The sequence below is a fragment of the Streptomyces sp. NPDC053076 genome, assembly GCF_044546845.1.
Classification (GTDB): domain Bacteria; phylum Actinomycetota; class Actinomycetes; order Streptomycetales; family Streptomycetaceae; genus Streptomyces.
The window spans coordinates 91,533-112,905 of sequence record NZ_JBITZL010000002.1 but is presented as its reverse complement, the minus strand read 5'-3'; the positions used below and the strand labels follow the sequence as shown (position 1 = coordinate 112,905).

The window sequence follows — 21,373 nt, the reverse complement described above, 5'->3', positions numbered from 1 at the left end:
GGGTGAGCGCGGGTGAACTTCTGGGAGTACCTGGGCAGTCGCCACCAGCAACTGCTCACGGACGCCTATCAGCACGCCAGCGCGGTCTTCCAGTGCATGGTCCTGGCGACCCTCATCGGGGTGTTCGTCGGCGTCGTCACCTACCGCAGCGAGTGGGCCGGCAACCTCGCCACCACCGCCACCTCCACCATCCTCACCATCCCCTCGCTCGCCATGATCGGTCTGCTCATCCCGCTCGTCGGCCTGGGCGTGCCGCCCACGGTGATCTCGCTGACGCTGTACGGGCTTCTGCCCATCGTGCGGAACGCGATCGTGGGCCTGCGCGGGGTGGACCCGGCGCTGGTGGACGCGGCCCGCGGCATCGGCATGTCCGGGCCGATGCGGCTGGCGCGGGTGGAGCTGCCGCTGGCCTGGCCGCCGATCCTCACCGGCATCCGGGTCTCCACCCAGATGCTGATGGGCATCGCCGCGATCGCCGCCTACGCCTCCGGGCCCGGTCTCGGCAACGAGATCTTCCGCGGGCTGGCCTCCCTGGGCAGCAAGAACGCGCTGAACCAGGTGCTCGCGGGCACCCTCGGGATCATCATCCTCGCCCTGCTGTTCGACGCCGCGTACGTCCTGATCGGGCGGCTGACCATTCCCAGGGGGATCCGTGTCTGAGCCGGCCTCCGCCACCACGCACGGCGCCACCATCGAGCTGGAGAACCTGACCAAGCGGTACCCGGGCAGCCCGCAGCCGGCCGTGGACAACGTGAGCATGGAGATCAAGGCGGGTGAGACGGTCATCTTCGTCGGCCCGTCCGGCTGCGGGAAGTCGACGACCCTCAAGATGATCAACCGGCTGATCGAGCCGACCGGCGGGCGCATCCGCATCGACGGCGAGGACGTCACCGACATCGACCCGGTGAGGCTGCGCCGCAAGGTCGGCTACGCCATCCAGTCCTCGGGGCTGTTCCCGCACATGACCGTCGCCCAGAACATCGCGCTCGTACCGAAGATGACCGGCTGGCCGAAGAAGCGGATCCGGGAGCGGGTCGAGGAGATGCTGGACCTCGTGGGTCTCGACCCGGGCGAGTTCCACGGCCGCTACCCGCGCCAGCTCTCCGGCGGCCAGCAGCAGCGCGTCGGCGTGGCCCGGGCGCTGGCCGCCGACCCGCCGGTGCTGCTGATGGACGAGCCGTTCGGCGCGGTCGACCCGATCACCCGCGACCACCTCCAGGACGAGCTGATCCGGCTCCAGCGCGAACTGCACAAGACGATCGTGTTCGTCACCCACGACTTCGACGAGGCGATCAAGCTGGGCGACCGGATCGCGGTGCTGCGCGAACGCTCGCACATCGCCCAGTTCGACACCCCGGAGGCGATCCTCACCAACCCCGCCGACGACTTCGTCTCCGGTTTCGTCGGCGCCGGAGCGGCCCTGAAGCGGCTCAACCTGACCCGGGTGCGGGACGTGGAGATGCGGGACTACCCCACGGTGACCGTCGACACCCCGCTCCAGCAGATCTTCGGGATCCTGCGGGGCAGCGGCACCAACGAGATCCTGCTCCTCGACAGGCGCCGCCGGCCCTACAAGTGGCTGCGGCGCGGGGACCTGATGCGGGCCCGCGGCTCGCTCGCCCGCGCGGGCACCCCGGTGCACGACACGGTGACCCGGGACGCCACCCTCCGGGACGCGCTGGAGGCCGTGCTGACCGACAACGCGGGCCGGGTCGCGGTGACCGGACGGCGCGGCGAGTACCTCGGGGTGGTCGACATGGAGACGCTGATCAACTCCGTGCACGAACTGCTGGAAGCCGACCGGCTGGACGCCATGGAGCACCAGCACGAACTGGAGGAGGCCCGATCCCAGCAGACCCATGTCGAGCAGGAGGGCGCCGCAGCGGAGAAGAAGGCGTGAGCACCGCCGGGCGCCGCAGCGGAGAAGAAGGCGTGAGCACCGCCGGGCGCCCCGAGGGCGAGCACGAGGTGGGGGACCTCGCCTTCCGCGACGAGGGCGAGGCGGAGCAGGAGGCCCCGCCCCCGGCTCGGCGCCCGCCCCGGCGCCGGCTGACCTGGCCGCGGCTGACCGTGCTGCCCGCGTTCCTGGTCGCCGTGCTCCTCGCGACCTGGCTCTGGTTCCGGCAGGCCGACCTCGACACGATCTCCCGGAACGCGCTGGCGGGGGGCCAGGTCTCCAAGGCGCTGTGGCAGCACGTGAAACTGACGGTGATCTCCACCTTCTTCGTGCTGATCATCGCCATCCCGCTGGGCGTCCTGCTGACCCGGCGCGCGTTCCGCAAGGCCACCCCGGTGGCCATGACCTTCGCCAACATGGGCCAGGCGACACCGGCGATCGGCCTGCTGGCCCTGCTCGTCATCTGGCTCGGCACCGGCACGAGGGCGGCCCTGATCGGCATCATCGCCTACGCCGTCCTGCCCGTGCTCTCCAACACGATCGCCGGCCTGAAGGCCAACGACCCGACTCTGCTGGAGGCCGCCCGCGGCATCGGCATGTCCCCGCTCGGGGTGCTCGGCCGGGTCGAACTCCCCCTCGCCGTGCCGCTGATCCTCGCCGGCGTCCGCACCGCGCTGGTCCTCAATGTCGGTACGGCGACCCTGGCGACCTTCGGCGGGGGTGGCGGCCTCGGCACCCTGATCACCACCGGCATCACCACCCAGCGCATGCCGGTGCTGGTGCTGGGGTCGGTGCTGACCGTGGCGCTGGCACTGCTGGTGGACTGGCTGGCCTCGCTCGCGGAAGTGCTGCTGCGGCCACGGGGACTGGAGGCGGGCACATGAGACGCCGTGCCCGGCTGGCGCTGGCCGCGCTGCTCGTCGTACCGTCCGGCTGCGGGCTGACCAGCGGCTCCCCCATGGCGGACGACGTCGAGCCGGGCTCGATCGGGCGGGGCCGGCCGCTCGCGGGCGCGCATCTCACCGTCACGTCGAAGGAGTTCACCGAGCAGCTGATCCTCGGCGCGATCATGGGGATCGCCTTCCAGGCGGCCGGCGCGGACGTCCTCGACCGGACCGGGATCCAGGGGTCCATCGGGTCGCGGGAGGCGGTCCGCAACGGGGACGCGGACGCCCAGTTCGAGTACACGGGCACCGGCTGGATCACCTACCTGGGCAAGAGCAGGCCGATCGCCGATCCTCGCAAGCAGTGGGAGGCCGTGCGGGACGCCGACCTGAGGAACGGGCTGACCTGGCTGCCGCCGTCGAGGCTGGACAACACCTACGCGCTCGCCATGAACCGGGCCGGCTTCGAGAAGTACCGCACGAAGACGCTGTCCGAGGTGGCCGCGCTGTCGAAGAATGATCCGGGCGCGGTCACCCTCTGCGTGGAGGGCGAGTTCGCCAACCGGGCCGACGGGCTGCCCGGCATGGAGAAGGCGTACGGCATGAGTGTGCCCGCGAAGAACGTCACGCAGATGGACACCGGGATCATCTACACCCAGGTCGCCAAGGGCGCTTGCACCTACGGCGAGGTGTTCACCACCGACGGGCGCATCAAGTCGATGCATCTGGTGGTGATGGCCGACGACAGGAAGTTCTTCCCCAACTACAACGCCACCCCCGTGGTGAACACGAAGGTCCTGAAGAAGTGGCCGGCCATCGCGAGCGTCATCGAACCCGTCACCCGGAAGCTGGACAACACGGTGGCCCAGACCCTGAACGCCGAGGTGGACGTCGACGGCGAGGATCCGCACCAGGTGGCGCTGGACTGGATGAAGCGGGAGGGCTTCGTGAAGTAGGGCCACGGCCCTAGTGCTGTGGCCGGAAAGGTTTGCCGGAAAGCTCGCGGCGTCCGGTGCGGTGCATCGCAAGGCGGAGCATCACCCGCGTACTGGATGTACTCGGGTGATGCGACAACGCGGCGAGGTGCCGTGCCGGGCGCCGCGAGCCGGTGAACCTTTCCGGTCACAGCACTAGCAGCTCGGGACCGCGCCCTTGCCCTTCTCCAGGGACACCAGGGAGTCGACCGCGCCGTCGAGCGTGGTCACGGGAACGAGCCGCAGCCCCTTGGGCAGTTCGGCCTTGGCGTCGGCGCACTCCGCCTTCGGCACCAGGAAGACCGTGGCCCCGTCCCGGCGCGCGGCCTGGGTCTTCAGGGCCACCCCGCCGACCGCGCCGACCTTGCCGGCGCCGTCGATCGTGCCCGTACCGGCGATGGTGCGGCCCCCTGTGAGGTCGCCACCGCTGCCGTCGCCGTCCAGCTTGTCGATGATGCCCAGGGTGAACAGCAGGCCCGCGCTGGGCCCGCCCACGTCGGCGAGCTTCAGCGTGACCTTGACCTTGCCGGCGCTCAGCCCCAGGTACTTCAGCGCCGCCTGGGTCGCCGCGTCCTGGGACTGCTGCATCTGCGCCTCGTTGTGCTTCTCGATCTCCTTGACGGTGTCCCCGCTCGGGTAGACCGAGTCGCGCGGCATGACGGCCCGGTCGGTGCGGAACCAGTTGCCGAGCACGTCGCCCAGGGAGACCCGGGCGTCCGGACCGGTCGCCTCGATCGTGGTCATGCGCAGCTGCCCGCTGGTCCTGCGGGCCGCCGCGCCGGAGACCGTGATCACCGCAGTGCCCTGGTTCTCGCCCAGCACGTTCGCCGTCATGCCGGGCTGCGCCACCGAGAATGGCAGCGGCGCGAACACCGCAGTGGCGAGCAGGGCCACCACGGGCAGCGCGCAGACGGCGAGGGCCTGGGGACGTGTGAGACGTGAGAGCACGGAGTCAATCTAACGTGCCGCTCATCACCTCTTATGCCGTGTAGAGGTCCCGCCGCCGCCTCGTGAACCGGCGCAGGGCGTCCGGCAGGGGCTCGACGCCGATGCCGGGGCCGGCCGGCACCGGCAGCATGCCGTCCTGGAGGACGAACGGCTCGGTGATGTCCTCCGCGAAGTAGCGGCTGGACGCCGAGGTGTCCCCGGGCAGCGTGAAGCCGGGCAGCGCGGCCAGGGCGAGGTTCGGGGCGCGGCCGATGCCGGTCTCCAGCATGCCGCCGCACCAGACCGGCACCCCGTGCGCGTGGGCCACGTCGTGGACCCGGCGGGCCTCCAGATAGCCACCGACCCGGGCGGGCTTGACGTTCACCACCCGGCAGGCGTCCATGGCGATCGCGGAGGCGGTGTCGCGGGCGTGGTGCAGGGACTCGTCCAGGCAGACCGGGGTGGCGAGGCGCCGCTGGAGCAGGGCGTGGGCGTGCAGGTTGTTCTCCTCCAGCGGCTCCTCGATCAGCAGCAGCCCGAACGCGTCCAGCCGCCGCAGGTGCTCGGCGTCGGCGAGGGTGTAGGCGGTGTTCGCGTCGACCTGGAGGGGCAGGCCGTCGCCGAAGCGCTCACGGACCGCCCGCACCGGCTCGACGTCCCAGCCGGGCTCGATCTTCAGCTTGATGCGCACGTACCCCTCGGCGAGGTAGCGCTCCACGTCGTCCAGCAGCTCGGGGACCGAGCCCCTGATGCCGACGGAGACCCCGGCGGGCACCCGGTCCCGTACGGCGCCCAGGTAGGTCGCGAACGACATGCCGTGGGTGCGCAGCTCGGCGTCCAGCACGGCGGTCTCCAGGGCGGCCTTCGCCAGCTCGTGTCCCTTCACCTTCGCCATGGCCGGGGCCAGCGCGGCCGTGGTGAGGTGCGGGAGCGCGGCCACGCGGGGCAGCAGGAAGTCGCGCAGCACGATCTCGGCGCCGGCGACGAACTCGGAGCAGTACAGCGGCTCGGGGTCGGCGGCGAACTCCGACCAGCCCTCGGCGGAGTCGGTGACCACACGCAGCAGAAAGGTGTCCTTCGCCGTCATCGTCCCGAAGGAGGTACGGAACGGGGTGACCAGCGGGATCGCCACATGCACGATCTCGACGCGTTCCAGCCTCATGCGCCGGCCCCCGTGCGGGCGCCCCGGCCCGGGCGGAGGCGAGCGTCAGGACGGAGCCGAGCGTCGGGGCGGGTGAGGGTGTACCAGCCGTCGCGGGACATGCCGGTGGCCCGGAAGCCCTCCGTGAAGGACTCCAGGAGCACCTCGCGCACGGCATGCCGCCAGCGCAGCGCGAGTGCCGGGTCGGCGGCGCGCAGCTCCACGATGTCCCCGGGCACCCGGCACCAGACGTGCCGGTCGTCACGGCGCGCGAGCGGAGCGCCGTCGGGGCCCGTGCGCAGGACCGGCCCGACGGGTTCGACGTCGTACGACCCGTCCGGCGCCGTCAGATCCCAGGTCACCGTCAGCCGGTCGCTCTCGTCGCCGTCGTTCACGCCGTCGGCCATGGGGCCGTAGAAGTCGACCAGGTACTCGGTGCCGACGGCGCCCAGCTTGACCAGGTTGAAGCGGGCGTTGCGGCCGGCCAGCGGGTCGAAGGTCCAGCGCATCGTGCGGGCGCCGAGGGCGAGGGCCCAGTCGCGCTGGGCCAGCTTCAGGGCCGGGCCGAGGCCCCGGTCGGCGGCGGCCACCAGCGAGTACGTGCTCCGCTCCGGGCCGAGGACCGCGACGGACGCGCCGGCCAGCCGCTGCCCGGCGTACACCGCGTGCACCGCGCCACCGCCGTGCACCAGGCTGTGCAGGACCTCGGCCGGGTACGGCGGGGCGGTGCGGGGAGTCTGCCAGACGTCGCTGAAGTGGTCGGCGACGGCCGCGAGCCCGGCGACGTCGTGAACGGTACGGACGGTGACCCCGGGGGTCGTCACTCCTGCTGTCATGACACGAGTCTCGGCAACCTCGCGCGGGCACGTGTTGTGCGTCAGGCCAACAGATGCGTACGTTCGTCTCACCATCCGCCAACGCCCCGCCGCTGCCATCACCCGACAAGGCCCCCTCCGTCTCGCCAGCCACCCACCAACGCCCCACCCGTCTCACCACCCGCCCACCGCCCCGCCCGTCTCACCCGCCCCGCCGGTCTCACCACCCGCCCACCGCCCCGCCGGTCTCACCCCCCGCCCACGCCCCGTTCGTCTCACCACCCGCCCACCGCCCTCCCGAGGACCCTCATGGACGCCTGCACCCTCGGCGACCTGCTGGACGTCGTCGGCGGCCCGGCACTGCGCCTGCACACCGCCCCCGCCGGTCTCGCGGTCCCGGTCACCGAGACCGTGCTGCACGACGGCCGCGTCCCGCTCCCCCCGCTGCCCGGCGCGCTGCTGCTGGCGGTCGGGGTGCGGGCGGCGGACGCGGGACCGCTGCTGGCAGCGGCGGCGGCGGCCGGACTGACCGGGGTGGTGGTGCGCGGGGCGGACGGGCCCGTCGCGGCCGCGGAGGCGCACGGCGTGGCCCTGCTGTCGGTCGCCGAGGACGCGCCCTGGCACCGGGTCCATCTACTGCTGGCCTCGGCCGTCGCCGCCCGGCCCGCCGTCTCCGCCGACACCGGGCTCGGTGACCTGTTCGCGCTGGCCGACGCGATCGCGACGGCGACCGGCGGGGCCACCGCCGTGGAGGACCCGCGCCAGCGGATCCTGGCCTACTCCACCGTCCCCGGCCAGCCCGTGGACGAGGACCGCCGGCAGGGCATCCTCGGCCGTCAGGTACCGGCCCGCGCCGAGAACACCGAGCAGTACCGGCGGCTGTTCTCCGCCGACCGTCCGCTGCGGCTGCCCGCGCTGTCCGACGCCGACCTGCCCCGGCTGGCGATGCCGGTACGGGCCGGCGGGGAGACCCTCGGCTCGGTGTGGGTGGTCGACGGCGGCTGTCTCGCCCCGGACGCCGAGGACACCCTCGCGCAGGGCGCCTCCACCGCGGCCCTGCTGCTGTTGCGCGCGCGGGCGGCCCGGGAACTGGCCCGGCACGGGGGCAGCGACCTGCTGCGCCGGCTGCTGGACGGCACGGCGGCCGACCCGGCGAGCGCCGCCGCCCGGCTGGGAGCCGACGGGCCGGCCCGGGTGGCGGCCTTCGCCCTGGATTCCGCCGCGAGCGTCCCGGACACCGAGCGCACCGCACTGCGCCTGCTGGACGTCGTACGCCTGCAGTGCGAGGCCCGCTACGGCCGGCACGCGTGTGTGCTGGTGGACGGGGTGGTGTACGCGGTGCTGCCCGGGCCGGGCGAGCGGCACAGGCGGCTCGCCGAGGACATCGTGGCGCGGGCCGGACAGGCCCTGCGGACGCCGGTGCGGGCCGCGCTCGGCGAGATGGTGCCGGGCGGGCAGGGACTCGCCGACTCGCGGGCGGACGCGGATCTGGTGCTGCGGGTGCTGGACGCGGATCTGCCGGTGGCCACGGTGGACGAGGTGCGGGCCCGGGTGACGCTGCTGCGGCTGGGCGAGGTGATGGCCGAGCGGCGGGAGCTGAGCGCGGGCGGCTGGCGGCGGGTGCTGGCGTACGACGCCGGGCACGGCACCGAGTACGCCCGCACTCTGGTCTGCTGGTTCGACGCGGGCTGCGACATGGCGGGCGCGGCCAAGCTGCTGGCCGTGCACCCCAACACCTGCCGCTACCGCCTCCGGCAACTCCGGCAACACACCGGGATCAACCTGACCGACCCCGACGAACGCCTGGTGCTGTGGCTGCACCTGCGCACACTGGGCGGCTTCGACACCCCGACGCCCTGAGCCACGGGCAAGCACTCCGCGCTACGAGCAAGCAACGCGGGGCGGTTGACGCGGGGCGGTTGACGCGGGGACGGCCAACGCGGGCGGCTGACACGGGACGGCTGACGCGGGACGGCCAACGCGGGCGGCTGACACGGGACGGCTGATTCAGCGCAGCGCTTCCGCGACCTCCCGGGCCGCTTCCACCAGCCGGCCGACACCGAGCGGCCAGCACCGGGCGGCTGACCCGGGGCAGGACACGGGGCGGCCGACGCCGGACGGCTGATTCAGCGCAGTGCTTCGGCGACCTCCCGGGCCGCTTCCACCACCCTCGGCCCCACCCGTTCCGGCACGGCGTCCGCCAGCATCACCACGCCCACGCTGCCCTCGACCCCCGTGACCCCGACCAGCGGCGCCGCGGCCCCACTCGCCCCGGCCTCGAGTTCCCCGTGCGTGAGGGTGTACCCGGGGTCCGCGGACGGCGACTGCCGCGCGGTCAGGATCGCCCTGCCCGCGGCCCCCCGGTCCAGGGGATGCCGGAAACCGGCCCGGTAGGCCACGTGATAGTCGGTCCACGTCGGCTCGACCACGGCGACGGCCAGCGCCTCCGTCCCGTCCACCAGCGTCAGGTGCGCCGTCGCCCCGATGTCCTCGGCGAGCGACCGAAGCGCGGGCAGCGCGGCTTCCCGTACCAGCGGATGCACCTGCCGGCCGAGCCGCAGCACACCGAGGCCGACCCTGGCTCGTCCACCCAGGTCACGCCGAACGAGGGCGTGTTGTTCCAGCGTGGCGAGCAACCGGTACACCACGGTACGGTTCACGCCCAGTTTGCTGGACAACTCGGTGACGGTCAGCCCGTGGTCGGTGTCGGCCAGCAGCTTGAGGACGCGCAGTCCCCGGTCGAGCGTCTGAGAGGTCTCCGCGGTCACGACGCCCACTCCTTAGGCGGTGAGGTCGGCAACCCCTGAGCGACGGATGCGTCACCGAGTCCCGTCGGCGACGCGCTTCAGAGGCCGCCGATCGGCAAGGCGGCCCGGCGGCTCCGGAGCCATGTCGCTTCACGGCTGCGCTCCGCGGCGGCGCTGCCACGGGGCGTATGCGTAGCGGGACAGTAGCGAAGCCGGTTCGCTGAGCGGAAGCCTTCGTCCAGAATCCGGGCAAGACCAGATCCGGCCTGCCTGCATTCGTCCGGATACGCACACAGTCCGACCCCACCCCAAACCGGAGATCACCCCGTCCGAACCCCCGGGCGACAGCCCACCGAGCCCCCACGGCGAAGCGCACCGCCCCCGGGGCCGAGGTCCACCAGGACCCGGAACGGAGCCCAGGACGGAGCCAGCCGAGGTCCGCGGAGCCTGCGGGCATCCGCGAAGTCGCGGGGGCCCGCGGAGCCAGCCGAGGCCCCAAGAGCCGGCCGAGGTCCGGGGAGCTTGCCGAGGGCCGGGGAGGCAGCCGAGGTCCGGGGAGCTTGCCGAGGGCCGGGGAGGCAGCCGAGGTCCGGGGAGTCTGCCGAGGACCGGGGAGTCTGCCGAGGGCCGGGGAGGCAGCCGGGGCCGCGGAGTCCTGGCGGGGTCCGGGGCGGAGCCCCGTGGGGTTCACCTCTGGGCCGACCGAGTCGGGTGGGTGGGTGGGCGAAGAACTGCCAAGCACAGCGCAGCGCAGCGCAGCGTCACCGCATCCGCGTAGCCCACTCCTGCACCTTGGCGATCCGCTGCCGCAACTGCCCCGCCGTGGCCTCCGCACTCGGCGGCCCCCCGCACACCCGCCGCAGCTCGGTGTGAATGACCCCGTGCGGCTTGCCGCTCTGATGGACGTACGCGCTGACCAGCGTGTTGAGCCGCTTGCGCAGCTCCATCATCTCCTTGTGCGAGACGACCGGCCGCCGCTCGGCCGGCAGCTCCAGCAGGTCCGCCTCCTCGTCCGGCTTCTTCCGGCTGTGCGCGATCTGCCGCGCCTGCCGCTTCTGGAGCAGCAGCTGCACCTGGTCGGGCTCGAGCAGCCCCGGAATCCCGAGGTAGTCCTGCTCCTCCTCGCTCCCGGGATGGGCCTGCATACCGAACTCGGCGCCGTCGTACAGCACGCGGTCGAAGACGGCGTCGGACTCCAGCGCCTCGAAGGGCAGCATGTCCTGCTCGCCGGTGTCCTCGTCCTGCTGCTTGTTCGCCTCGTCCATCTCCTTCTCGGACTCGGCGTACGGGTCCTCCTCGCCCTCCTTCTTCGGCTTGTCGAGGGCGTGGTCCCGTTCCTTCTCCATCTCGTTGGCGAAGGTCAGCAGGTCGGGCACGGTCGGCAGGAAGACGGACGCGGTCTCGCCACGCCGCCGGGACCGTACGAAACGCCCGACGGCCTGCGCGAAGAAGAGGGGGGTCGAGATGGTCGTGGCGTACACGCCCACCGCGAGCCGGGGTACGTCGACGCCCTCGGACACCATTCGCACGGCGACCATCCAGCGGTCGTCGCCCTCGCTGAACTCGTCGATCCTCTTCGAGGCGCCGGCGTCGTCCGACAGCACGAGCGTCGCCTTCGTCCCGGTGATCTCCCGGATGAGCTTGGCGTACGCGCGCGCGGACTCCTGGTCGGAGGCGATGACGAGCGCACCCGCGTCCGGGATGGCCTTCCTGACCTCGGTCAGCCGCTGGTCGGCGGCGCGCAGCACGCTCGGCATCCACTCACCGCGCGCGTCGAGCGCGGTGCGCCATGCCTGACTGATCGCGTCCTTGGTCATCGGCTCGCCGAGCCGGGCGGCGATCTCGTCACCGGCCTTCGTGCGCCAGCGCATGTTGCCGCTGTAGGAGAGGAAGATGACCGGCCGGACGACGTGGTCGGCGAGGGCGTTGCCGTAGCCGTAGGTGTAGTCGGCGGCGGACCGCCGGATCCCGTCCGTTCCCTCCTCGTACGTCACGAAGGGAATGGGGTTGGTGTCGGACCGGAACGGCGTTCCGGTGAGCGCGAGTCGCCGGGTGGCCGGTTCGAACGCCTCCAGACATGCCTCGCCCCAGGACTTGGAGTCTCCGGCGTGGTGGATCTCGTCCAGGATCACGAGGGTCTTGCGCTGCTCCACCCGGTTGCGGTGCAGCATGGGGCGGACGCCGACACCGGCGTACGTCACGGCGACCCCGTCGTACTCCCTGCCGAGCGGACCCGCGCTGTACTCGGGGTCGAGCTTGATGCCTATCCGGGCGGCGGCCTCGGCCCACTGCTTCTTCAGATGCTCGGTGGGCGCGACCACGGTCACCTGCTGCACGACGTGGTGGTGCAGCAGCCAGGAGGCCAGGGTCAGCGCGAAGGTCGTCTTGCCGGCGCCGGGCGTGGCGACGGCGAGGAAGTCACGCGGCTGCTCCTGGATGTATTTCTCCATCGCCCCCTGCTGCCAGGCACGCAGCTTGCTGGCGGTACCCCAGGGTGCCCGGCCCGGGAAGGCGGGCGAGAGGTGGTGGGAGTGAGCGGAGGAGGCGGCGGTAGTAGTCACGGTCTCCGTGCATCAGGGTCGGGCGGCTACATATGACAACCGGGCCACCCTACCGGCGCCGCCCCGCGGTCGACGCACGGACAAGCCCGGGTCGCCCATGGGTGGGAGCCACGTCACAACTGCCGCGGCCGTCCCGCGATCACCGTCGGCGGTGGTGTTCACGGCTGCCGCAGGCGGCGGGTCACCCAGGCCCCGACCAGCGCCACGCCCGCCATCGGCAGGAAGACGGCGGCGAAGGCGGCGGGATGGCCGGTGGTGCCGGTGGTCGCGGCGGTGGTGGCCGCCGTGCCGCCCCCGCCCAGGGCCGCGAAGGCGGCGCCGGTCGCCGCCAGCAGGACGACGTTGGAGAGGGCGTCGGAGATCTGGAGGGCGGCGGAGTTGGTGCCGGCCTGCTCCGGGGCGGAGAGCTGGAGCAGCAGCACGCTGGTGGAGGAGATCACCAGTCCCATGCCGAAGCAGCCGACGCCCCAGGCGACGGCGACGATCCACACGGGCACGGAGTGCGCGAGCACGCTCGGCGCGGTCACGATCGCGGCCGCGACCAGCACCATGCCCAGGGTCATCAGCCGCTCCCGGTACGGCGCCACGCGCGGCCGGGACTGCACGAGCGAGCCCAGCGCCCACGTCCCGCCGCCGGCCGCCAGCGAGAACCCGGCGAGCGTCGGCGACAGCCCACGCTGGGTGACCAGCATCAGCGGCACGAAGGACTCGGCGGCGATGAAGGAGCCGGCGGCCAGCCCGCGCAGCAGCACGACGGAGGGGAGGCCGCGGGCCGCCCGGTAGGTGCCGCGCGGGAGCAGCCCGAGGACGGCGGGCACGAGCAGCGCGGCACCGGCCAGCCCCGGGAGCAGGGAGAGGGGGCGCAGGTCCTGCGCGGCGTACTGGAGGAGCCCGGCGCCGAGGGAGATGCCGAGCGCGAGCCGGATCCGCCGCCGGTCGAAGGAGGCGGCGCCGGTCTCCTCGTCCACCGGGCCGGATGCCCTGCGCCGTATCTGCGGCAGGGCGAGGGCGAGCGGAAACACGACGAGGGCCGGGATGCCGAGGAAGACCCAGCGCCAGCCGAGGTGCTCGGTGACGGCGCCGGCGGCGAGGGGGCCGACTATGGACGGTACGACCCAGCCGGCCGCGAAGGACGCCATGATCGCGGGGCGCAGCCGCTCGGGGTATGCGCGGCCGACGACGACGTACAGGGCCACGATGACCAGGCCGCCGCCGAGCCCCTGCACGGCCCGCCCGAGGATGAACACCCACATGACCTGCGCGGTCCCGGCGATGACGAGCCCCGCGGCGAAGGCGCCGATCCCCGTGGTCAGCGCGCCGAGCGGGCCCCGACGGTCGGACCACTGCCCGGCGAGCACCATCCCGGACAGGCTGGTCGTGAAGTATCCCGAGAAGGCGAACGCGTACAGCGCCACCCCGTCCAGCTCCCGCGCGGCGACCGGCATGGCGGTCCCGACGGCGGTCGCCTCGAACGCGATGAGCACCACGACGGACACGATGCCGACACTGAGCGCCCGGTAGGCCCGGCTGAGCACGCCGTCTTCCTGTTCGGCAGGCGGACCGAGGACGGCGGGGTCGCGGGACTCAAGGGCACTCATGGTCGCCAGAGTAAGGTCCACAACTGAGTTTCGCCCCTGTCATGAGTCGTGACCTCCGCTCGGCCCTTGGTCGTACGCCCCACCGCGTTTGTGAACGCGACATGGCAGTCCCGTTGCAGCCCCGCCGACATCCTTGAGCCCCTGACCCCGGCCCCGTACGTTCGTCTCAAGAACACGGCCGTGTGCCCGAGTGGTTCAGGGGCTCGCCTGCACTGCATCCCACAGCGAGCTCCGCTCGCGGGGAGTCACGCGGGTTCGAATCCCCCCACGGCCGAGAACAACTGCACAACACGGCCGTGTGCCCGAGTGGTTCAGGGGCTCGCCTGCAAAGCGAGTTACGTGGGTTCGAATCCCGCCACGGCCTCCGTTGCCTGAGCAGGCGATGACAAGGGCGGCACCCTCCTGGGTGTCGCCCTTTCGTTCGGGTGCTCAGCTCTGGGGCGCGGGTGACACGGAGTGCGGCCGGTGTACGGCGTGAGCGCGAGCCGTGGGGTGCCGGTGGTCTTCGAGGGATGGCTCGTCACGGCCGGAGGTCAGAACGCTCCGCCCGTCTCGTCCTGGAAGAGTTCCGTCCAGTAATGCCAGGTCGTGGTCGGCAGCATGCCCGTGGGGTCCAGGGTGTTGAGCGTGTCGATCATCGCCGCCACCAGGTCGTCGTACGCGTGGGTCGACAGCTCGTGGCCCAGGTGGGCGTCGATGGTGCGCTCGTGGTGGATGAGCCACAGGGTGAAGGCCAGGGTGGAGACGTCGGTGTTGAGGGAGTGCAGCGTCGCGTCCGGCTCGCTGAAGGTGAGGACCCGGCCTGTTCTGCCGTCGACGACCAGGCTGTTCTCCTCCAGCAGATACCCGAGGCGGATCAAGTGGTCGCAGTGGGCGGGAAGTTCCGGGGCCGCAACGTCGGGCCGCTCTCCCGGCCGCTCCTGTGCGAAGTACTCCCGCAGCGTCGGCAGGGGCACGTCCGTGTCGGCGTGGAAGAAGACCGCGTCCTCCGGCAGCCCCGTCTCGCGCAGGAAGCGGCGGGTCGGCTCGTGGGTGAGCGTCGCCGGGAAGTCGACCTCCTCGAAGCGGGCCACCCTGCCGTGCCCGAACTTCTGGTCCAGGAGGCGCGCGGGGACCTCCAGGGTGAGGCCGGACGCCGTACCGGGACCGGCGATGAGGGAGAGTGGGCGGATCAGGGCCGCCGCCTTCCAGTACGGCGGGATCTCGCCGTCCGTGCCCTCCTCGAAGAGGGTGAGGAGACGGCGGGACGCCTCGGTCACGGTTCTCGGGCCGTACTGGCCCGCCAGGCAGGCGAATCGGCCCCGCAGGCCCGCCAGTTCCTCGGTGACCGCGGCGAAGCGCAGCAGCGTGGTCAGGGAGGGCGCGAAGGGACGCGGGTCGGACGGGTCGAAGAGGTAGGCCGTCGTCAGCTCGCCCGTGACGCCGTCGAGCAGGATCGACTCGCGCTCCATGCCGGCCGGGGTGAGGAGTTCGCCTATGACCAGGCGGCTGCGCAGCTCCTCCGCCAGGCGCGAGGGGCCGTCGGCGGCGTCCGCGAGCGTGCGCAGGCCGTGCGTGCGCAGCGGGGAGAAGGACAACAGGTCGGTTCGCGCGGGCAGGCCGGCACCGGTGAGCAGTCCGCGCGTCGGCCCGTGCGTGACGTAGCGGTCCAGTTCCGCCTCGGTCAGCGTGATCGCCGTGACGTCGGCGTCGGTCGTGCCCATCGCTCCCCCGCGGTCTTCCCCATGCGTGACAGGCGTGCGTACACCGTCGTACGGCGCCCTCGGGCAGGTGCCCCCCACTGCTCGGCACACTACGCCGCCCCACTGACAACGGCCCCGCACGGGAAAGGACGTCGGGCGACCCGGCCCCGTTGCGCGTCCGCCGCCGGCGCTTGCTGCGCCCGCGGCGACAGGCCGCCGTCGCTTCGGAGGTGAGGACGGCGCCGGCCGTCAGGTGAAGTAGACGCCGCCGAGCACGACCGCCAGGGCCGCGACGACGAACAGCAGGATCCACAGGGCCAGCCTGCCCGTGCTGGGCGGCGGTTCGTAGCGCGGCTGGCCGGGCGGCGTGCTCATCGGTCCGTGACCACCGCCGCCTGCGGGCGGATCGGGAGGCGGTTGACCGGACGGCCGGTGGCGGCGCGGACGGCGGAGGCGATCGCCGCCGGGGCCGTCACCACCGGGACCGCGCTGACCGACTTGGCGCCGAAGGGGGCGACCACGTCGCGTTCCTCGACCAGTTTCACGATCCGGATGTCGGGGGCGTCCAGGGCGGTCGGCAGGGCGTAACCGGTCAGGTCGGGGTGGCGGATCAGGCCGCGGGGCGTGCGGAGGTTCTCGGTGAGGGCGATGCCCACGCCCTGGGTGACGCCCCCCTCGATCCGGGCGGCCAGTTGGGCCGGGTTGAGGATCCGGCCGACGTCCTGGGCGACCGCCAGCTCCACCACCCGGACCGAGCCCAGCTCGACGTCGACGTCCACCACCGCGCGGATCGCGCAGAACGCGAGGCCCACGTAGGCGTCGCCCTGGCCGGCGGCGTTCAGCGGCTCGGTGGGGTGCGGGCGGCACTGGGCCGTGGCCCACAGTTCCTTGCCCTCCAGCGCCTCCGTGACGGTGGTCGACAGCACGCCGTCGTAGGACGTGATCTTGCCGTCCGTGATCTGGAGCAACTCCGTCGACATGCCGAACTTGTGGGCGAGCGGCTGCAGGAGCTGGGCGCGGACCATCTTCGCCGCCCGCTCCACCGCGCCGCCCGACACCCACGTGTGGCGGCCACGGCAGCCCGCGCCGGCCGGCGGCTGGTCGGTGTCGACCGGAGCGACGTGGACCTCCTCGATGCCGAGGGTCTCCTGGACGATCTGCCGGGCCAGCGTGGTGAAGCCCTGGCCGGTCTCCACGGCCGCGCACAGCACGGTCGCGACGCCGTCGTGGACCTTGACCGTCGCCGTCGACACCTCGTCGGCACCCTCCGCGCCGAGCATGTGCACCATGCCCAGGCCGTAGCCGACGCCCCGGCGCACCGCGCCCGGTTCGCCCGCTCCCTCGGGGCCGCCGGGCAGCAGCCACTCATCCTCCGGGGTGTCCTTCGGAAGAGCGGGCAGCGGGAAGTCCTGGACCGCCTGGAGGAGTTCGGCGACCGGCGCCGGGCAGGTCACCGTCTGGCCGATCGGCAGGACGTCGCCGGTCGCCAGGACGTTGCGCAGGCGCGCCTCGGCCGGGTCCAGGCCCAGCTTCTTCGCCAGCTTGTCCATCTGCGCCTCGTAGGCGGCGCACACCTGCATGGCGCCCTCGCCGCGCACATGCCCGGAGGGCGGGTTGTTGGTGCGGACGGCCCAGCCCTCGATGAACGCGTTCGGGACGACGTACGGGCCGCATGCGAAGGAGACGGCGGCGGCCAGGGTCTCGGCGGAGGTGTCGGCGTACGCGCCCGCGTCCAGCAGGATCTGCGCCTCCACCTTCACCAGCTTGCCCTCGGCGTCGGCGTGGTGGCGGTAACGCAGCAAGGTGGGGTGCCGGTGGGTGTGGCCGAGGAAGGACTCCTCGCGCGTGGCGGTGAGTTTCACCGGGCAGCCGGTCCTGAGCGCGAGCAGGCCGAGCGGGAGCTGGAAGCCCTGGTCCTCGCGGTCCGCCGTGGCACCGGGCACCCCGGTGACGACGATCTTCACTCGATCGGGGGACAGGCCGTAGCAGGCGGCGGCCGTGTTGCGGTCGCTGTGCGGGTCGGTGGAGGCCAGGTACAGCTCCACCCCGCCGTCCGGGCGCGGCACGGCGAGGCCGGCCTCGGCGCCGATCGGGGCGGGGTCCTGGCGGCCGATGCGGTACAGGCCCTCGACGACGACCTCGCCGACCGCCTCCGGGTCACCGTGGTGCAGCGGGATGTGCCGGATCAGGTTGCCGTCGGGGTGCAACGGCTCGGCCTCGAAGGCGTGCTCCGGGTCGGTGACGGGGTCGAGCACCTCGTACTCGACGATGATGGCGGCGGCGGCCATCCGCGCGGTGTCGGGGTGGTCCGCGGCGACGGCGGCGATGGGTTCGCCGTGGTGCCGTACGACCTCGGAGGCGAACACCGGCCGGTCGGGCGTGCCCCTGCCGTGGCGGGGCGTGCCGGGTACGTCCTCGTGGGTGATGACGGCGCGGACGCCGGTCATCTCGCGCGCGTGGGTGGTGTCGATGGACACGATGCGCGCGTGTGCGTGCGGGGAGCGCAGCACGGCCGCCCACAGCAGGCCCTCGGCCCACAGGTCGGCCGCGTACGGGAAGGTGCCCTCGGTCTTGGCGCGGGCGTCGGCGTGCGGCAGGGAGGCGCCGAGGCCGTGCGGCAACGGCTCGGCCTCGGGGGCGGGTTCCGCGGCGGTGGTCGCGATGCCGGCTTCGTTGCTCACGCCTGGCCTCCGTCCTGGCCGTAGTGCTGGTCATGCTGCCCCGGCGGCGTGCCGTAGGGGTCGGATGTGTCGCCGTAGGGGCCGGGTGGGTCGCCGTAGGGGCCCGGTGTGTCGCGGTACGGGTCCGGCGTGTCCCCGTACGGGCCCGATGTGTCGCCGTAGGCGCCGCGCCGGGCGTCCTCGTAGCCGCCGGGGGCGGCGTGCGGGGTGTCGAACACGCCCGGCGCGTCGAAGGCCGAGGAGTGGACACCGCCGGAGCCGGGGGCCGCCTGGTGCGGGATACGGGCCCCGTCCGCGTCCGTCCCGGGGCCGGCGTGGGAGCCCTCGCGCTCGGCGACGACCTCCTTGACGGCCTCCAGGACTCCCCGGTAGCCCGAGCAGCGACACAGGTTTCCGCACAGCGCCTGCCGGGTCTCCAGTTCCGTCGGAGCCGGGTTGCCCTCCAGCAGGTCGTGCACGGTCATCGCCATGCCGGGCACGCAGAAACCGCACTGCACGGCACCGCACCGGGCGAGCGCGCGCTGTACGTCGGAGGGCTGACCGTCCTCGGCCAGCCCCTCGACCGTACGCACCTCGCTGCCGGCCGCCGTGACCGCCGGGACCAGGCAGGAGGCGACCAGACGGCCGTCGACCTGCACGTTGCAGGCCCCGCACTCGCCCTGCGAGCAGCCGTCCTTGGCGCCCGCGAGGCCGAGCCGCTCGCGCAGCACGTACAGCAGGGACTCGCCGATCCAGGCGTCGGTGACCGGGCGGTCGGTGCCGTTGACGCGCAGCACGTAGGAGGCGAGGGGGTGGTCGTCGTGCGGCGGCAGCGGTACGGCGGCCGGGTCCTCGGCGCCTTCGGAGGCGGCCTCTTGGTCCGGCGCGGGGTCCTCGGGGCCACGGTCGTCCTCGCCGGAGGGGCGCGCCTCGGCGGACTCGGGTACGGCGGCTGCGCTGTCGGGCGCGGCTGCCGCCGGGTCGGCGGCGGGCCGCGGGGCGGCCGGGTCCGCCTGCGCGGTGGCCGGCGCCGGGCCGGGCGTGCCGGTGGGGGCCGCGGGGCGGGCGGTGGCCTGCGGGCCGGCCGGGGCCTCCGGGTGAGCCGTCGTCACCGGGTCGTCCGTCACCGCCGGATCGGCCGTGGCCGCCGCTGTGGCGGGCCGGGGTGCGGCGGCCGGCCCGGTGGGCTCTTCGTGGTTCGCTGGAGCGTCCGCGGGGCGTTCAGGGGCTTCGGCGGGGCCGTGGGCATCCGCTTCCGGCGCCGCACCGGGCTCGCCCTGCGACTGCGCGGCCGGAACCGGTTCCCCGGGCGCGGCGGCCGTGCCCGTACCGTCGGGGTCGACCACCTCGTGGGGCACTACCGCGTCGCCGTGTGCGCTCGCGTCGCCGTGTGCGCCCGCCTCGCCGTGTGCGCTCGCACCGCCCTGGGTGCCTGCACCGCCGTGCGTGCCCGTACCGCCATGCGCGACCACATCGCCGTGCGTGCCCGTACCGCCGTGCGTGTCGCCGTCTCCCGCATCGGCGTGACCCGCCTGAGCGTGACCGGTGTCCGGGTAACCACCCCGAGCATCGCCGGCACCCGAGTGCCCGCCCTCGACGTGCCCCGCCCCCGCGTGCCCCCTCTCGACAGGACCTGCCTCCGCGTGGCCGGTCTCGGCGTGACCGGTATGCGTGTGGCCGCTCTCGGCGTGGCCGGTGCCCGTGTGACCGGTCTCGGCGTGGCCGGGGTTCGGGTGGCCGGGGTTCGGGTGGCCGGGGTCGGCGTACCCGGTCCCGTGGCCGTACCCGGTCTCCGGGGCGTACGCCTGCGGGACCGCGGCGCCGCCCGCCGGATGCGCGCCCGTGTGGTCGGGCAGGTCGGTGTGGTCGGGCGCGGGGGCGGTCGGCTGGGCGGGGGACCCGCCCCACGCGTGGCCCGCGCCGTCCGTCGCCCAGGGCGCCGCCGCGCCGCCGGGCAGCGTGGCCGGCGGCGCGCCGCCGCCCCACTGCTCGACCAGCGAGGACGTGGTGAACTCGCCCGACTCGTCCGGAAGGTCACCACCGGCGACGGGGATGGACCACTGCCCGGTGACGTCGTGCCCCGGGGCGGCCGGTGCCGCGGGCTCCTCGAAGGTCCACTGCTGGGTGGCGGCGGGCTGGTAGGTGAACCGGTCGTCCGTGCCTTCCGGCTGGGCGGGCACCGTGTTCGCGTCGGGCCACCGGCCGCCGCTGTCGGGCGCGGGCCAGGTTCCCGTGGTGCCGTCGGCGTGCGTGGCCGTGATCCGCGGCGGCACGTAACCGTGTCCGGGCGCGGCCAGCGGGCTGTCGCCGGACAGCAGGGCGTCGATGCCGCCCTCGGGGAGTTTGACGAAGGCCGTGGCGCCGTCGTCGTAGTCGCCCTGGGGCAGCGGGTTCCAGCGTCCGCCGCCCTGGGGCGTGCCCTCTCCGTGCTGGTCGTCGGTCACGACAGCGCCCTCCCCAGTGCTCGTCGGGCCAGCGCGGCGACAGTGCGCCGCAGGTGCAGTACGGCGGGCGGAAGCGGTGCCACCGACCCGTCGGGCTCGGGGACCGGGTCGGGGATGCAGGCCGCGGCGACGTACTCGCCGAAGGCGTGCAGGGCCTCCGGGACGAGGGCCCGGTCGTTGTCCCAGTCGATCAGCCCCGCGACCCACTGCTCGGCCTCCAGGGGCCTGAGCGGCATCGGCGCTATGGCTCCGACGGCGCAGCGCACGCCGCGCCGGGCGGGGTCGAGGACGAGGGCGACGGAGGCCAGCGCGCGGCCCGGTCCGGTGCGTCCGGTCGCCTTCAGGAAGACCTGCGGGGCGTGCAGCAGCGGTACGCGCACGAAGCCGATGAGTTCACCGCCGCGCAGCATCTCCATGCCGGCCAGCAGGTGCGACACCGGGATCTCCCGGCGGGCGCCGCCCGGGCCCGCGATGATCAGCGTCGCCTCCAGGGCGGCCAGCACCGGCAGCGCGTCCCCGGTGGGGGCGGCGGTGGCGATGTTGCCGCCCAGGGTGCCGGCGTTGCGGATGTGCGGCGGGCCCGCGGCGCGCGCGGCGGCGGCGAGCGCCGGGATCAGGGCCGCGAAGTCGGGGCGGCCCATGCGCGCGTGGGTGAGGCCCGCGCCGAGCAGCGCGTGGCCGTCCTGGTACTGCCAGCCGCGGATCTCGCTGATCCGGCCGAGTCCCACCAGCGCGGCGGGCCTGAGCTGACCGGAGTTCACGGCGGCCATCAGGTCGGTGCCGCCCGCGACGGGGACGGCGGTGGGCATGGCGGCGAGGGCTGCCACGGCCTCGTCCAGCGTCGTGGGCAACGTGACGGACTGCGCCGCCTGCGGTGCGTGCGTGGTCAAACCGGCTGCCCCTTCCCGCTGCCCCACCTGGTCCCGCCTGTGTTGCCGTACGGTACGTGCTGACAGGGCGGACGACGCAACTCTGGCACATCTTCGCAACGCCCGAACGCGGGGGTCCACTAGGAGGCGTTCGCCCATCTCATCAGGGAGATG

At 73.5% G+C, this 21,373-nt stretch carries 16 protein-coding genes and 2 tRNA genes; 7 read left to right on the top strand and 11 right to left on the bottom strand.

The annotated features are described in order from the left end of the window. Window positions 1-12: 12 nt before the first annotated feature. From ACIGYR_RS07770 to ACIGYR_RS07755, 4 genes are read left to right on the top strand one after another with little or no spacing between them, the layout of a single operon-like run. Entirely contained in the window at window positions 13-660 is a 648-nt protein-coding gene (locus tag ACIGYR_RS07770; protein ID WP_399596394.1) for an ABC transporter permease, read from the top strand. Continuing rightward, window positions 653-1,900 carry a betaine/proline/choline family ABC transporter ATP-binding protein gene (locus tag ACIGYR_RS07765; RefSeq protein ID WP_399596395.1) on the top strand — a complete coding sequence of 416 codons (1,248 nt, stop codon included), beginning with the start codon at window positions 653-655 and terminating at the stop codon, window positions 1,898-1,900. The genes ACIGYR_RS07770 and ACIGYR_RS07765 overlap by 8 nt, the downstream gene beginning before the upstream one ends. A 32-nt stretch (window positions 1,901-1,932) precedes the next feature. After that, complete coding sequence (locus ACIGYR_RS07760; RefSeq protein WP_399596396.1) at window positions 1,933-2,781, top strand: ABC transporter permease; 849 nt, start codon at window positions 1,933-1,935, stop codon at window positions 2,779-2,781. Beyond that, window positions 2,778-3,737, top strand: coding sequence for a glycine betaine ABC transporter substrate-binding protein (locus tag ACIGYR_RS07755; RefSeq protein WP_399596398.1), 960 nt, complete (start codon window positions 2,778-2,780; stop codon window positions 3,735-3,737). The genes ACIGYR_RS07760 and ACIGYR_RS07755 overlap by 4 nt, the downstream gene beginning before the upstream one ends. A gap of 174 nt (window positions 3,738-3,911) precedes the next feature. Here ACIGYR_RS07755 and ACIGYR_RS07750 read toward each other — a convergent pair whose 3' ends face one another. From ACIGYR_RS07750 to ACIGYR_RS07740, 3 genes are read right to left on the bottom strand one after another with little or no spacing between them, the layout of a single operon-like run. Then, window positions 3,912-4,703: a S16 family serine protease gene (locus tag ACIGYR_RS07750; RefSeq protein ID WP_399596400.1), complete on the bottom strand. Its 792-nt coding sequence runs from the start codon at window positions 4,701-4,703 to the stop codon at window positions 3,912-3,914. Window positions 4,704-4,734: 31 nt separating this feature from the next. Beyond that, a complete protein-coding gene (gene menC / locus ACIGYR_RS07745) occupies window positions 4,735-5,844 on the bottom strand; it encodes an o-succinylbenzoate synthase (RefSeq protein WP_399596402.1) in 1,110 nt (369 codons plus the stop codon). Further along, window positions 5,841-6,659 carry a chorismate synthase gene (locus ACIGYR_RS07740; protein WP_399596404.1) on the bottom strand — a complete coding sequence of 273 codons (819 nt, stop codon included), beginning with the start codon at window positions 6,657-6,659 and terminating at the stop codon, window positions 5,841-5,843. The genes menC and ACIGYR_RS07740 overlap by 4 nt, the downstream gene beginning before the upstream one ends. Window positions 6,660-6,947: 288 nt before the next feature. On the opposite strand from ACIGYR_RS07740, the gene ACIGYR_RS07735 reads away from it, so the two are divergent. Beyond that, complete coding sequence (locus ACIGYR_RS07735) at window positions 6,948-8,498, top strand: PucR family transcriptional regulator (RefSeq protein WP_399596406.1); 1,551 nt, start codon at window positions 6,948-6,950, stop codon at window positions 8,496-8,498. 266 nt (window positions 8,499-8,764) lie between these two features. Here the strand turns inward: ACIGYR_RS07735 and ACIGYR_RS07730 are convergent, their stop codons facing one another. The 3 genes from ACIGYR_RS07730 to ACIGYR_RS07720 all read right to left on the bottom strand — a co-directional run bounded on the left by ACIGYR_RS07730 (window position 8,765) and on the right by ACIGYR_RS07720 (window position 13,544). Next, the gene (locus ACIGYR_RS07730; RefSeq protein WP_391845055.1) at window positions 8,765-9,406 is read right to left on the bottom strand and encodes an IclR family transcriptional regulator; all 642 of its coding nucleotides are present in this window, start codon (window positions 9,404-9,406) and stop codon (window positions 8,765-8,767) included. Between the two features lie 740 nt (window positions 9,407-10,146). Beyond that, window positions 10,147-11,946, bottom strand: a complete 1,800-nt coding sequence (locus ACIGYR_RS07725) for a DEAD/DEAH box helicase (protein WP_399596409.1) — start codon at window positions 11,944-11,946, stop codon at window positions 10,147-10,149. Between the two features lie 158 nt (window positions 11,947-12,104). After that, the gene (locus ACIGYR_RS07720) at window positions 12,105-13,544 is read right to left on the bottom strand and encodes an MFS transporter (RefSeq protein ID WP_399596411.1); all 1,440 of its coding nucleotides are present in this window, start codon (window positions 13,542-13,544) and stop codon (window positions 12,105-12,107) included. Between the two features lie 176 nt (window positions 13,545-13,720). Between ACIGYR_RS07720 and ACIGYR_RS07715 the strand changes: the two genes are divergently transcribed. After that, window positions 13,721-13,818, top strand: a tRNA-OTHER gene (locus ACIGYR_RS07715). 18 nt (window positions 13,819-13,836) lie between these two features. After that, window positions 13,837-13,908 (top strand) — tRNA-Cys (locus ACIGYR_RS07710). Window positions 13,909-14,077: 169 nt separating this feature from the next. Here ACIGYR_RS07710 and ACIGYR_RS07705 read toward each other — a convergent pair. The 5 genes from ACIGYR_RS07705 to ACIGYR_RS07685 all read right to left on the bottom strand — a co-directional run bounded on the left by ACIGYR_RS07705 (window position 14,078) and on the right by ACIGYR_RS07685 (window position 21,220). Beyond that, the gene (locus ACIGYR_RS07705) at window positions 14,078-15,247 is read right to left on the bottom strand and encodes an SUKH-4 family immunity protein (RefSeq protein ID WP_399596413.1); all 1,170 of its coding nucleotides are present in this window, start codon (window positions 15,245-15,247) and stop codon (window positions 14,078-14,080) included. Between the two features lie 228 nt (window positions 15,248-15,475). Beyond that, window positions 15,476-15,601, bottom strand: coding sequence for a hypothetical protein (locus tag ACIGYR_RS07700; RefSeq protein ID WP_399596414.1), 126 nt, complete (start codon window positions 15,599-15,601; stop codon window positions 15,476-15,478). Next, window positions 15,598-17,907 carry a xanthine dehydrogenase family protein molybdopterin-binding subunit gene (locus ACIGYR_RS07695; RefSeq protein WP_391845046.1) on the bottom strand — a complete coding sequence of 770 codons (2,310 nt, stop codon included), beginning with the start codon at window positions 17,905-17,907 and terminating at the stop codon, window positions 15,598-15,600. Before ACIGYR_RS07695 ends, ACIGYR_RS07700 begins: the two co-directional genes overlap by 4 nt. Then, complete coding sequence (locus tag ACIGYR_RS07690) at window positions 17,904-20,330, bottom strand: 2Fe-2S iron-sulfur cluster-binding protein (RefSeq protein WP_399596415.1); 2,427 nt, start codon at window positions 20,328-20,330, stop codon at window positions 17,904-17,906. The genes ACIGYR_RS07695 and ACIGYR_RS07690 overlap by 4 nt, the downstream gene beginning before the upstream one ends. Then, window positions 20,327-21,220 carry an FAD binding domain-containing protein gene (locus ACIGYR_RS07685; RefSeq protein WP_391845042.1) on the bottom strand — a complete coding sequence of 298 codons (894 nt, stop codon included), beginning with the start codon at window positions 21,218-21,220 and terminating at the stop codon, window positions 20,327-20,329. The genes ACIGYR_RS07690 and ACIGYR_RS07685 overlap by 4 nt, the downstream gene beginning before the upstream one ends. Window positions 21,221-21,373 lie beyond the last annotated feature (153 nt).

Excerpts from the sequence above, each read along its gene's own strand:
- ACIGYR_RS07755 (WP_399596398.1), top strand. The coding sequence starts at position 2,778 with ATGAGACGCCGTGCCCGGCTGGCGCTGGCCGCGCTGCTCGTCGTACCG.
- ACIGYR_RS07735 (WP_399596406.1), top strand. The coding sequence starts at position 6,948 with ATGGACGCCTGCACCCTCGGCGACCTGCTGGACGTCGTCGGCGGCCCG.
- menC (WP_399596402.1), bottom strand. The coding sequence starts at position 5,844 with ATGAGGCTGGAACGCGTCGAGATCGTGCATGTGGCGATCCCGCTGGTC.
- ACIGYR_RS07720 (WP_399596411.1), bottom strand. The coding sequence starts at position 13,544 with ATGAGTGCCCTTGAGTCCCGCGACCCCGCCGTCCTCGGTCCGCCTGCC.
- ACIGYR_RS07705 (WP_399596413.1), bottom strand. The coding sequence starts at position 15,247 with ATGGGCACGACCGACGCCGACGTCACGGCGATCACGCTGACCGAGGCG.
- ACIGYR_RS07740 (WP_399596404.1), bottom strand. The coding sequence starts at position 6,659 with ATGACAGCAGGAGTGACGACCCCCGGGGTCACCGTCCGTACCGTTCAC.
- ACIGYR_RS07700 (WP_399596414.1), bottom strand. The coding sequence starts at position 15,601 with ATGAGCACGCCGCCCGGCCAGCCGCGCTACGAACCGCCGCCCAGCACG.